Source organism: Dyadobacter sp. 22481 (genome assembly GCF_052044875.1).
Lineage (GTDB): Bacteria > Bacteroidota > Bacteroidia > Cytophagales > Spirosomataceae > Dyadobacter > Dyadobacter endophyticus.
Genome location: NZ_JBQENV010000001.1, coordinates 1,832,590 through 1,846,128 on the forward strand (window position 1 = coordinate 1,832,590; position 13,539 = coordinate 1,846,128).

Genomic DNA, 13,539 nt, shown 5'->3' on the forward strand with positions numbered 1-13,539 from the left:
AATTTATCTACACAAGCATAAATTATTGAAAGTACCTATTTGAGGTAGAAGCTGTGATTGCCGGATGTCTGCCTCAGGTGAAGAACATAGTCAACATCATCGAGGAGGTTACCATCGAAAAACTGATTATCGGACACGCCGTACACCAGCAACCGGTACCGGCCTGGCAGCCGGAGATTTTGTTTTTGCTTTAAGCCGGATGTTTTGAAAAGGAATACAGCTTGATCAACTTTCGAAAAATGATATTCCCATGTTGTACTATCCCCGGCGAATACTTTGTTTTTATCAGTAATGTGGCCCACCTTCGGGTTGAAGGCGGTGTAAGAACCATGTGCGGTCGTTAGTCCAATGCATTTATAGTCCGCTCCCAGTTTTTGTGACAAAAACAAACCGACACTTTTCGAAAAGATGTTCGGGGTTCGCTGCAAATGCGCGTTATGTGCCAGAATGATCATCTTTTTACCCGGTTCTATTTCCGCCAGCACGTTCTCTGCCATTAAAGAATCCCTTATTTCCGATTGTGCATCCTGCGCATTCGCGTATCCGGGATCGTTGAGCAACAAGAATTGCCGGTAGTTACGAATGCTCTTTCTGACGAGCGCATCAGTCGGAGCAGCTCCCGCGAGTTTGCCCAGAACCTGATCGCTCAGCGTTGTTATTTCCGCAAAATCTGCCTTATTGAAATTGTGATTGTAAACCTCATTATTAAGCAGCTCATAATAATGCAGAAGGCTTTTCAAAGAGTCTGAGACCTCGCTGGTCACGCCGGATTCGCGCAGATTTTGCAGTGACTGAAACGGGCTTTGCATATCAAAACCAAAAAAACGGAGATGCTTCCCGCGCGCCTTACCGATCCGACCGACGCTCTCTACCAAGTCTACAAATTCCTGGCATTCATAGCTATACAACCTGAACGAACGCAGAATCCCCTTCAAATCGCCGTTACCGTCGCGTAAATAGTCATTTAACTTTTCCACTTCGGCCATGGGCGCTTCCAGTCCTATTTTCGTGAGCGTATGATCAGCGGAAAGTGCTTTGATCAACAGTAGCCGGGCTGCAAAGAACTCCGAAGTACCGTGCGACTGCTCCCCTATTCCTAATACCTGAAAGTCCCTGCCGACGGCCTTGCTCGCAATGCGCACATTACCATCCCCCGCAAGATCGGCCGAATCCAATGTTACGAGTTGGCCTTTCAAACGGTCGAGCCAAATATCCGGCTGCGCATTTGCCTGGGAGCCGGAAAGGTATAAGCACGAAAAGATTAAAGCAAAATAACAACAGGATGCCTTCATTACGCCGATATTTAGTTTAATTATATAATTAACTTTTATATAAAGGACGAACAATCGAGTGTTTACTTGTATTTTTCAAAAATGATAGTGGCCTCGCGCCCGGCAATGATGCCACAGGTTCGGTTTGAAATAAAAAAAGAAAGCGACCTTCCGAAAAAGGCCGCTTTCAAAAACGGGTGCTGGATTATTCATTGTCACCAGCAATTACGCCAAACTCTGCGAATTGAGCATAATTAATTCGATGGTATGGGGCAAACAACCATTACCGTGGGGCGAACAACAGGAAACAAGGGATGAAATTGTTTCAACCGGAGTTCGGGAGTACATTCTACCACGGTTTACCCGTTCCCTGCACCAGCCATGGCTTCGACCATTGGCTGTTTTTCTTGCGTGGGCCCGAGAAATTGGTTTCTTCCAGCTTGTCGATCGCACTCCGAACGTTGCTGCCATTGTTGTTCATCTCGTTGTTGCTGTAAATAAAACGGAGCGGCAACGCACGTGAAGCAGGTGCCAGGCCCGGCGCCAGTGCCGGCAATGCGGTACGGCGGTAATCGAACCAGGCTTCGGTAGACGCCGTCCAGCTGGCGATCCATTTCTGCTCCATGATCTGGGCCAATGTTCCTTTATAGGCAACGGCTTTCACATAGGCGTCGAACTGATCGGCCACGCCCCAGGTTTGCAGTGATTGTTTGATACCATTATTGTAATGCGCTTCCGCACCGCCCGCAGCCCATCCTTTCTGCGCCGCTTCGGCAAGGATAAACGCGGTTTCAGCGGCAGATGCCAGACGGGCTTTCAGAAAGCCGCCCTTGGAATTCTGATACGCATAGCTCAACTGCGACGCGTGCTGGTTCTGCACCTGCTGGCCGGTCGTGGGGTTCTCGTTGTAATAGGTCGGGTCGATCATACCGGCCGGAATACCTACATATTCACCTGTATTCAGCGGCCCGTTGAACAATTCGGCGCGGGTTGGCTTATAAAGTGCAGGATTGAAGTGGCGGGTGAATTTACGACCTGCCGTAATCTGCTCGCGCAATTCCTGCTCGGTAAGCGATTTCACGCCGTTCTGGATCACGCCATCTTTACGGATAAATTCATCCATACCCGTTTTCAGCGTCGCGTCCGATACCCAGCGTACGTGCACAGGCTGGAACCACACTTTCATGCGCGGGTCGTTGCTGGCAGCCATCGTGTTCAGCAATGCAGCGGCAGGTCTCCTTCTGCGCCAGTTCGATTGGCTCACGTCAAAGGCAATGGCAGTTGGCCACGAGTCGCCGGAAGCTGCGCCGATGTAGTCCATCACAGCATCGTCGGAAGCTTCTTTCAGATAAATACCCGAGGTGTATATCTGCTCAATTCCTGCTTTTGCAACGTCAGGCAGCTTTGAAGATACCCGCATATAGTAACGCAGCAGCAGTGAGTTGGCAAACTTCTGCCATTTCAGTTTGTCGCCGTTGTAAAATACATCATAACCAGGCGCATAGGTTGAAACATCGGCGGTAGCGAACAGCGACGAAGCCTGTTTCAAATCTTCGATAATACCTTTGTAAATCACTTCCTGGCTGTCGAATGCAGGCAGCATTTCGCCCTGGTCGCCTTTCAAAGCGTTGGTATAGGGCGCATCGCCCCACAGGTCGGTAATGGTGCCGAAAATGAATGCTTTCATCGTCAATGCCACCCCCTGGTGGAAGGTGAAGCCCATTGCTACCGATCTTTTGTAGAGCAGGTCGTTGTTACGGAGAAAGCCATACCATGCTTTCCACTCGTCGTCTTCCTCGGTCCAGTTGTAATCATTGAAACCGTCTTTCCAGGCATCTTCCTGTGTGTGCTGCACCACGCCCGCAATGCGACCGTAGCCCAGTTTCAGATATTGCGTGCCCACGCCCGTCATGACGGTCGGCATAAGTAAGTTCGGATTGGCGGTGTTCGGATCGACGCCATTCGGGTTTTCATTGATTTCCGTGAGGCTTTCCTTACAGGAGGAAGCAACCAGGACAGCCAATATGAAAACGACTTTGGGGATATATTTAAAAATTTTCATCGCTTTGAATTTTCAAGAATTGATCAGAAATCGAAATTGAGCTTGAAACCGAATGGGATTGTCCACGGCATCACGTTCTGGCGCTCGATACCCTGGCGGAAACCACCCTTGTTTGGATCAGCCCAGAAAGCACGCTCGGGATCGATACCGATCTTCGCTGCGTTCCAGAGCATAATGTTCCGGGTGTACAGCGACAGGCTCGCATTACGTACCGCATTGAACAGCGTCGGGATTTTGTAGGTCAATGTAATTTCACGCAGTTTGACAAACGAAGCGTCGAAGGTCACCTGCTGATTGAAGCTCCAAGGATACAGGGCTGTGATCGGCATGTATTGAGTGCCCGCACCGCCAAGCCATTCGTGGTAGTTACCGTCTTTGTCTTCCCAAACGCCCGGGATGAATGCACCGTCGCCATCAGTTCCGAAACCGCCGGTTGCAGCTGTGTGCCCTCCTACCCGCGGGAAGTTTCCGTTTTGCGGGATAATGTATTTTTCAGGATCCGATTTCAGCAATGCAACGAGCTGATCTGGTGAATAAAGGCTGCCCGGGATCAGGTTGTCGAGCTGGCGCTGCGATTTCCAGTCGGATTCGCCATAGCGATAGGTGAACGACATAAATTCACCGCCCTGGCGCCAGTCGAGGCTCAAACCGAGCGAGAAACGTTTGTAAGAGAGGTTAACCTGGCCGCCCACCATGAAGTCGGGGTTATAGTTACCAACCTTGATATTATTCTCGCGGCCACCCAGCGACTGCCAGTCCATATCGCCGCCTTCGCCATCATATGCAATGATCGGCCAGCGGTAGTAGGGCGAATTCTGGTCAGTAACCGTTGCGAAACCACGGCTGTAAATGTTGCCGATCTGCTCGCCTACGTAGGTGTACGCACCAGCGCCGTTTTCACCCCACTGTTCGAAATACGGGAAGTTAGGCGCTAATTCTTTTACAGTCACGCGGTTGCGGCTGAAATTGGCATTCACATCGAGCGTCCAGCCATTGAGGTTGCTGATAGGCGTACCACCGATACCGATTTCAAGGCCGCGGCTCACGAGTTTACCTGCATTGATGTTCTTGCTTTCGTAGCCTGTTGAAGGAGCCATTGGAACGCTGAAAATCTGGTTGGTATTGGCGCGGTCATAATAAGTCAGATCAAAACGCAGACGGTTGTTGAACATGTTCAGATCGATACCTCCTTCGGTTGAGGTTGCGATCTCCGGCAGCAATGTCGGGTTCAGAAGTGTTCCGCCCAGGTTTGCGGTTACGAGATTACCCCAGTTACCGGTTCCCAGATTGGGGTACAATTGGTAAGGATCGGTGTCGTTACCCACTTGTGCCCAGCCTCCGCGAAGTTTCAGCATTGAAATGTACGATGGCATGTTGAATGTCGTGCTCGCCAGCCAGCTAAGAGATGCCGAAGGATAGAAATACGAACGGTTCGACGCGGGCAATGTGCTCGACCAGTCGTTACGCGCCGTAAGGTCGAGATAAAGCTGGTTTTTGAAACCAAAAGAACCCAGTGCATACAAACTGTAAATCGATTTTTTGAAACTGCCGTTACCTACCACACGGTTTGCCACCGGGATGTTGGAAATATTGTAAAGACCCGGCACCGAAAGGTCGCGACCTCCAAGGTTGGAGCTGTTTCCTTTCTGTGTCATGATATTACCACCACCGGAAATATTGATATCGAAATCGTTGGTCTTGATGTTCTTCGTCACGAGGAAGTCGGCATTGCCTTCGTTACGGCCAACATTTTCCAGGTAATATCCGCCCTTGGACATGCTTTTGTAGCTCCATGGAATTTTGGTTTCGCGGTCTTCGTCGTACATGTCATGCGAGTAACGCACGAACGCTGTCAGGCCCGGCACGATCGTCCAGTCGAGTTTCAGGTTCCCGTACAGGCGATCGCGAACGTAGGCATTCGTGAGGTGTTTCGCGAGAAAATAAGGGTTGTCGGTTTCGCCTGGTGCTACCGTCAGCTGTTCGATCTCTTCGCGGCCCGGCTTCCATACACCTCTCAGATCGCGGATGTCATAGCTCGGCGAATAGTAAACGGCCTGCAACGGGTTACCGTCGCGTTCCGAGGTTTGCGGACGGCTGTTGGAGTTCGAGCGAACGAAGTTGAGATTGGTACTCAGTTTCAAATTCTTCGACATATCGAAAGTCAAAGCCGAGCTCAATGCATTGCGGTACAAATCCGAATTCGGGATCAAACCGCGGTTGCTCATATTATTATACGATATGCGGTAGGTTGCCTTGTCCGTTGAACCGGAAACGGTCAGGTTGTTTGTTGAAGTAATTCCTGTTTGAAGGAAGTTCTTCATATTGTTCTTGTACGATTTCAGCTCGGTAGCGATCGGCTTGCCTTCTGCATCGAGCGGCGCGTTCCATTGCACCTCCTTGATGCCTGCATCCAGTGGCAAACCACCCCAGTAGGCCGACGACTCGTCCAACTGAAACGCGCGCTCGCCATTGGCATGTTTGTAGTGCAAATCGAGGTAGCGGTAAGGCTTTTCGAATACATTGGAAGTCGAGAACGAAACGCCGAGACCTTTGCCTTTCTTGCCCGATTTCGTCGTGATCAGAATCACCCCGTTACCAGCACGCGAACCATACAATGCAGCAGCGCTAGGCCCTTTCAGTACCGACATGCTTTCGATGTCGTCGGGGTTAATGTCGGAAATTGCATTACCGTAATCGACCTTGTTACCACTCCCCTTTTCGCTGACGTTGGCAAGGCTGTTGGCCAGCGGAACCCCGTCGACCACAAACAGTGGCTGGTTGTTTTTCAAAGAAGCGGCACCGCGGATAACAATGCTGATCGACGAGCCGACACCGCTGGTCTGATTGATGGAAACCCCGGAAACACGGCCGGAGAGGGAGGTCAGCACGTTTTCGTTGGCAACATTGGCAACTTCACGACCTTCAATTTTCCCCACATTATAACCCAATGAGCGTGTGTCACGTTTGATACCCAAGGCGGTAACAACCGCTTCCTGTAAAGTGGCTACGTTTTCAGAGAGCACAGCATCCACGACGCTCTTGCCGCCAACCGGCATTTCGATGGTATTGAACCCGATATACGAGAATACGAGCACTGCGTTTTTAGAATCGACGTCGAGCGAGAAATTTCCCGTTGCGTCGGTGGTGGTACCGAGCTGGGTACCTTTCACCAGCACGTTCACTCCGGGGATCGGCGAACCGTCGACGGCCGAAGTTACTTTTCCTTTGATCCTGTCGGCAACAGGGAAGAGTGCATTTTTGCCAGCTCCGGCAGCCGGGGCGCCGGCCGCCGGCGCGGATAGACAAAGTGCGGCCAGCATACATCGTGCCGCCATTTTCAGCGTAGCTTTGGGTTTCATAGTATTAGTATTAGGCGAGTAGGTAATAAAATACGTTCCGTTATACCACTTCTAATCTGGCAGTGCACATCGTTTGCCCGACTCTTCGGTAAGTAACCGATTGAAATACATTTCCAGCGCGTCCGAATAAGCTTGCTGTACGGTTTCATCGTACGTGCCGGCAAGCAATTCAGACAATTCCGTCGCCGAAAGACGGTTGCTGATCAGCTTTTCAATCAATATATGAGCCCTTGAAACTGACATCCTGTTTGACTGTCGCGGTATACAAAAGATACTTGCCCGTTTCCCGAACGGACTACTATGCGGTTAATCTTTCGTATTAAATAATTGTTACGAAGCCCCCAAAAAGGGCTATTTGAAGATCGTGAGGGCATTTAAAGAAATAAATGAAACGCAAAGCGGCTCTGCCCCAACCGGGACAGAGCCGCTTTGTACGTTGCCGCAGGCTACTTCACCAAGGAAGATTCGATAAATTGTTCGAACCGGATTTTGCCCAGATTCGCCTGGCCCTTCGGTGCCAACGCGGCCTGCGGTATAACCGCGCCGAAGTATTCATTCCGGTCGTTCGGAATCACCACTTTCGTGTCGCCAGTTTCCTTCACATAGGTCTCGACGAAAGTGCTCATGAACCCACGGTCGGGGCCGGCGATTTCCTCTATGCCGTTTGCAGGTACCCCCAGGGCAAACTGTGCTACAAACGCCGCAACGTCCTCCGCGGCGATGGGCTGGAATGCGACTTTCGAAACATGAACCTCGTTGCCCTGCGTGGAACCGCCGGTGATGGCCGGAACGAATTCCTGGAACTGGGTGCTGCGGATAATCGTGTAAGGCACGCCCGATTCGCGGATAATGTCTTCCTGGACCTTCTTCGCCCGCATATAACCCATCTCGCCCATCTCATCGACACCCACGATAGATAATGCGAGGTGATGCTTTGTTCCTGCCTCTTTTTCCGCGGCCAGCAGGTTATGCCCCGCCGTTTCAAAAAAAGATACCGCCGTGGCCTCATCGAAAGCGGGTGCATTGGCCAGGTCGATCACCACGTCGGCACCGGTGAGCGCTTCTGCTACGCCTTCCCCTGTGAGCGTATTAATGCCCGTAGAAGGCGAGCCCGCTACGACTGTATGGCCAAGCCGGCCTAATTTTTGTGCGACGTTCGACCCGATCAGACCTGTCCCGCCTATGATTACGATTTTCATGAAATTGAATGGTTTTAATTAACAAATGGCTTCATGCATTACAATTGCCATTTTAGTGCCAGTGGATTAATTTATTAAATATGAAGCCATTACGGAATATAACTTTCATTTATTTACACGGTATTTCGCCAAATCACCATCTCGTCCGCGAAATACCGTCAGGCGCCTTCAATCAAAGGGCCGCGGTGCGATGTTCAGCTAATGCCCTCCCACTCAGCAGCTAGCATAAAACTTAAAACAATCCTATTACCGACTTTCTAATTATTAAATCTATTAATCCGATAGATATTAATCATTTTAATTTATTTTTAATACATTTACAAAATATTTATTAATATAATCTTTATAATTACTTCATTATAATGAATTTAACGGAATTAAATTTCATTGAATGCGGTTTACAGAAAATCAATTTTAATACTAGCCAGTCAAAATCAAGAGAAAATTTCAAAACAACAACTCAACAAATCCTCACCAAAATACAATTCATGAAAACGAGATTTATCTACTTCATTCTGGTTACTTTACTTGCGACCGGGCTTGTGCACGCACAGCAGCGGACGATTACCGGTACTGTCACCGACGCGAACGACGCCAGCGGACTCCCCGGGGCTTCCGTTACCATAAAAGGAACGTCGACAGGCACATTGACCGACGTCAACGGCGGTTTCAGCCTGCAAACCAACACCGATTCGCCTGTGCTGGTGATTTCATTCATCGGCTACCTCACCCAGGAAGTGACCGCGGGCAACAGCGACAAGATCGCCATCGCATTGAAACAGGACGCCAAGATCCTGAACGAGGTGGTGGTTACCGCACTAGGTATTTCCCGCGAGAAACGCGCGCTAGGCTATGCGGTGCAGGAAGTGAAGGGCGAGGCATTGCAAACACGCCCTACGAACGCACTGAGCGCATTATCCGGAAAAGTGGCTGGCTTGCAGGTCGTTACATCGGGCGGTAACATGGGCGGCTCCTCGCGCGTGTTGCTGCGGGGGATCAACTCCATTTCCGGTAACAACCAGCCTCTGTACGTGATCGACGGTACGCCGATCGACAATGCCGACCTAAACAGCGCCGCTACGAGCGCAGGAAGCGGTGGTAAAGATGTCGGTAACATGATCCAGGACATCAACCCCGACGATATCGAGAACATCTCCGTGCTGAAAGGGCCATCCGCCGCTGCGCTTTACGGAACGCGCGCGGCAAACGGGGTGATTTTGATTACCACCAAAAAAGGCAAGGAAAACAGCAAGGTGAATATCACGCTCAACACCGGCGTTGAATTTGAAAACATCGTGCGCCTGCCGAAACGCCAGAAATTGTATGGCGGAGGCTTTTCGAACACTTTCCAGAAGGCAACCATCGGCGGCAACGAATATAACATCGCCGAATATGCCGTAGACGAAAGCTGGGGACCGAAACTGGATGGCACGCCTGTGCTGCATTGGTATAATCTAGATCCCGAAAACACGGCCGAATACCTGAAACCACAACCGTGGTCTTATCCTAAAAACGACGTGCATACCTTCTTCGAAACCGGCGTTTCGAACACCAACAGCCTTGCAGTAAGCGGCGGTAACGCTACCTCCACCTATCGCATTTCGTTTACCAATAAGAATGTAAAAGGCATTATCCCAAACTCGTCGCTGAAACGCAACTCGATCAACTTCTCAGGCTCTACGCAGGCCGGCAAGTTCAAGTTTTACAATAATTTCAATTATATCAAAAACCAGTCGACCGGCCGGCCGTGGACGGGTGCTACCAACCGGAACATCATCCTAGAAGCATTCCAATGGGGACAGGTGCAGGTGGATTACGACAAGCTGAAAAACTACAAGCGCGCCGACGGCAGCCAGATCCTCTGGAACCGCAGCGGCTACCAGGATACCCCCGCCGGAGAAGCTGCGAAGTTTATCGATAACCCGTACTGGTCTGCTTACCAGAGCTACCTCGAAGAAAACCGTGACCGTTTCTACGGCAACGTGGGCGTGGTGTACGACGTGAACAGCTGGTTGAAGCTAAGCGGAAAAGTGAATGCGGACGTGTACCAATATCAATATCAGGACCGTATTGCCGTCTATTCCCGCACGCAATCGCAGTACCAGGAGTATAACAACAATTTCAGCGAGTTCAACTACGAATTGCTGGCTTCGGCGACCAAGAGCTGGGGCGATATTTCATTGAATGTGAATGCGGGTGGTAATATCATGAGCCAGCGCCGCCGCATCAGCGATGCCGTTACGCAGGGTGGGTTGATCATTCCAGAATACTATAATTTGAAGAATGCCAGCTCGGTACTCGTCAACTCGAATGCTTACCGCAAGCAAATCAGCTCGGTATTCGGCAGCTTCTCGCTGGGCTGGAAGAGCCTGCTGTTCCTCGACGGAACGCTGCGTAACGACTGGTCTTCTACCCTGCCGTTAAATCGGAACTCATTCGCATACCCTTCACTTACAACCAGTTTGATCCTCAGCGAGCTGAACGGTGTGAAAGACATCAACTGGCTGGATTTTGCCAAAGTTCGCCTCGGGTGGGCGCAGGTGGGTAACGACACCGATCCTTACCAGCTGCAACGCGCTTATGAAGCAAGCCAGTCGTTCGACGGTCTGCCTTCTTACAAACTGCCCGCGCAGTTGAACAACCAGGCGCTCAAACCCGAGATTACCAGCTCGTGGGAGGCCGGTTTGAACATCCAGGCATTGAAAAACCGTGTCGGACTCGACATTACGTACTATGACAATGTGAGCCGCAACCAGATCATCAATATTCCCGTGTCGTCGGCATTTGGTTACGACTCGAAGGTGATCAATGCGGGTAAGATCAACAACAAAGGCATTGAAATAACGCTAACCGGCACGCCGATCCGCGCGAATGGTTTTGAATGGAATTCGAGCCTGAACTGGTCGAGAAACCGCAACAAGGTGATCGCACTGGCGCCGGGCATCAATACCTTCCAGCTTGCCAACAGCCTTGTGACGCTCGTTGCGCGTGAAGGACAGCCTTACGGACAGCTCCTCGGAAACGACTTCGTTTACGCGGCCGACGGCCAGAAGGTGATCAAAGCGGACGGTACTTACGAACGTGCACAGCAGCTTACCCCGCTGGGAAGTGTGCTCCCGAAATACCTCTTTGGCTTCCAGAACAACTTTACCTACAAGCATTTCAACCTCGGCTTCCTGGTCGACGGGCGCGTGGGCGGCAAATTCTTCTCACAAACCTACAAAGTGGCGATGTATGCAGGTGTTTTGGATAAAACAGCCTCCAATAACATCCGCGAAACAGGAGTGGTGCTCGATGGCGTGAAAGGGACTGTTACCTACAATGCCGACGGCACCTACCAGGTGACCAACACCACCCAGAACGACACCCGCATTACCGCGCAGGCATGGTCACGCGGGGAATACAGCGGCCCTACGCCGCAGACGATCTTCGACGCGACGTTCGTAAAGCTGCGCGAAATCACATTCGGCTATAACCTGGCGCTCAACAACAAAGCGGTAAAACAGGTGTATTTCGGGGTTTACGGCCGTAACCTGGCCAACATTTACACGGCCAGCAAGTACATAGACCCCGAGTTCACGAGCAGCGGCGGCAATATTCAGGGTCTTGAAGGCGGCAGCGTTCCGGTACCTGCCACTTACGGCCTGAACGTAAATGTGAAGTTTTAACCACCACATTCAAATTGAAGATCATGCAAAAGTTCATATATCATAAAGGTATTCTGACCCTCGTCATCGGCGCATTGCTTGCCAGCTGCTCCGACAGCCATTTCGAGGACATTAACAAAGACCCGAACCGTCCCGAAAACGTGACCACCACCACCGTGCTGCTCTCGGCCGAAAAACAGGTGATCGACAACATCCGCAACGAGAACAGCTCCCTGCGCGGCTCGCAGCTTTTTGCCCAGTATTACAGCCAGAATATTTACAGCGACCAGTCGCGCTACGATGTTCCCCGCTCGTATTCGGACACTTATTGGAGCAACGCGTACAAGGCGCTAAACAACCTCAATGAGATCATCAAACTAAATACCGACCCGGCTACGAAAAGCATCGCCGCCGCCGGGACAGCGGGCAGCAATGCGAACCAAATCGCCGTTGCGCGCATTCTGAAAGCCTATGCGTTCCAGAACCTGACGGATGTGTTTGGCAATATCCCTTACCAATCGTACGGCAACCAGGATCCCGAGTTTCAGGCATTACAGCAGGAGCCCGAAAACCTGAGCCCGGCCTATGCCAGCCAGCAGAAGATCTATCTCGACATTCTCAATGAGCTGAAAGCGGCCGGCGATACGCTTGCCAAATACAAGACCGCCACGGCATTTGGCAATTATGACGTGATTTATAAAGGCAAGAACGATCTGTGGGCCAAGTTCGCCAACTCCCTGCGCCTGCGCATCGCGACGCGCATCCGCAAGCAGCTCCCGGCCGAATCTAAAACGCATTTCGACGATGCCTTGGCAAAGGGTGTTTTCACTTCCAATGCGGACAATGCGGTGTTCAAATACCAGTCGCTTGCACCCAATGAGGCACCGCTGTACCGTGCTACCGTTACCGCCAACCGCAAGGATTTCGCCGTTTCGCACATCATTATCAATGTACTGAAAGGCGAGCTGGGGACGGTGAAGGTTCAGGACCCGCGCCTGCCGATTTACGCTACTAAAAATGCAGCCGGCAACTACACAGGCCAGCCATACGGGCTCCCCGTTGCGGCGGCCGGCTTGCTGACAGCCACCGACGTGAGCCTTCCCGGCTCGGCTGTGAACGCGGCCAATTACGGAGAAGTATTGCAGGAATATGCCGAAGTAGCATTCCTTATTTCGGAATACAAAAACTGGGATCAGCAGGAATATATCAATGGTGTGACGGCTTCGTTGCAAAAATGGGGAGTTGCACAGGCCGATATCACCACCTACCTGGCCGCGCTTCCGAAGGCCGATAAAGCCAATGTACTGAACCAGAAATACCTGGCACTTTATACCCAGGGCGATGAGGCATGGGCTGAAATCCGTCGCACCGGCTATCCGACGTTCCTGGTAAAGCCGGGTGATATCGTTTGGAGCCGCACCGTCGATGGCAAAACCACCGACTACAAGTTCCAGCCACTATTCGGCGAGGGCGTTCCGCAACGGCTGTACTACCCGCCCAAAGAACAGAGCGTAAACCTGGCCAACTACCAGAATGCTGTGAAAGCACAAGGTAATGACGACATTACGACCGCGCTTTGGTGGAACAAGTAAGGTGCATAGTTTGTAAAAATGGCTGCTCATTTAGTTGTGAGCAGCCATTTTTTTTACCGTGAATTAAATTTTGTTACCCTATATTTGTGGAACAACTTTTATCTATTTGTAGAATAAGTTGTATACAAAAATTTTGTTATGAAAAATTTTACAAATGACGACATCCTGAAAATGGCTGTTTTCCTGCCGCTTCTGGTGCCAATTTACCTGGCATACGCCTGCTTTAAGGCGCTGAAAGCGCTGCTCGAATTTCAGGACTGATTCGCTCGTACGAACAGGGGTTCATGCCAGCGAATCGTCAAATATTTAATCGTAGCAAATACTCCACACTCCTGTATATCTGCCATTCAGCACCTTCTCGCCGATTTCCTATCGGCGAAAGTCGTGGAAGCGTGGTCCTTCGGCCTGC

General features: G+C 50.9%; 8 protein-coding genes. 3 read left to right on the top strand and 5 right to left on the bottom strand.

The genetic code is table 11. The features are described 5' to 3' along the window. Positions 1–35: 35 nt before the first annotated feature. From ACTJJJ_RS07060 to ACTJJJ_RS07080, 5 genes are all read right to left on the bottom strand, one after another. Positions 36–1,292, bottom strand: coding sequence for an erythromycin esterase family protein (locus ACTJJJ_RS07060; protein WP_188929233.1), 1,257 nt, complete (start codon positions 1,290–1,292; stop codon positions 36–38). A gap of 328 nt (positions 1,293–1,620) precedes the next feature. Next, positions 1,621–3,333, bottom strand: coding sequence for a SusD/RagB family nutrient-binding outer membrane lipoprotein (locus tag ACTJJJ_RS07065; RefSeq protein WP_188929232.1), 1,713 nt, complete (start codon positions 3,331–3,333; stop codon positions 1,621–1,623). A gap of 23 nt (positions 3,334–3,356) precedes the next feature. Next, positions 3,357–6,692, bottom strand: coding sequence for a SusC/RagA family TonB-linked outer membrane protein (locus ACTJJJ_RS07070; protein WP_426294298.1), 3,336 nt, complete (start codon positions 6,690–6,692; stop codon positions 3,357–3,359). 51 nt (positions 6,693–6,743) lie between these two features. Further along, entirely contained in the window at positions 6,744–6,935 is a 192-nt protein-coding gene (locus ACTJJJ_RS07075) for a hypothetical protein (protein WP_188929230.1), read from the bottom strand. A gap of 203 nt (positions 6,936–7,138) precedes the next feature. Continuing rightward, entirely contained in the window at positions 7,139–7,891 is a 753-nt protein-coding gene (locus ACTJJJ_RS07080) for an SDR family oxidoreductase (RefSeq protein WP_426294297.1), read from the bottom strand. 488 nt (positions 7,892–8,379) lie between these two features. Here ACTJJJ_RS07080 and ACTJJJ_RS07085 point away from each other — a divergent pair, with 488 nt between their 5' ends. From ACTJJJ_RS07085 to ACTJJJ_RS07095, 3 genes are all read left to right on the top strand, one after another. Beyond that, complete coding sequence (locus ACTJJJ_RS07085) at positions 8,380–11,559, top strand: SusC/RagA family TonB-linked outer membrane protein (RefSeq protein WP_426294296.1); 3,180 nt, start codon at positions 8,380–8,382, stop codon at positions 11,557–11,559. A gap of 23 nt (positions 11,560–11,582) precedes the next feature. Then, a complete protein-coding gene (locus ACTJJJ_RS07090) occupies positions 11,583–13,130 on the top strand; it encodes a SusD/RagB family nutrient-binding outer membrane lipoprotein (protein ID WP_426294295.1) in 1,548 nt (515 codons plus the stop codon). A 138-nt stretch (positions 13,131–13,268) separates the two neighbouring features. After that, positions 13,269–13,391 carry a hypothetical protein gene (locus ACTJJJ_RS07095; protein WP_262892320.1) on the top strand — a complete coding sequence of 41 codons (123 nt, stop codon included), beginning with the start codon at positions 13,269–13,271 and terminating at the stop codon, positions 13,389–13,391. Positions 13,392–13,539: the final 148 nt, after the last annotated feature.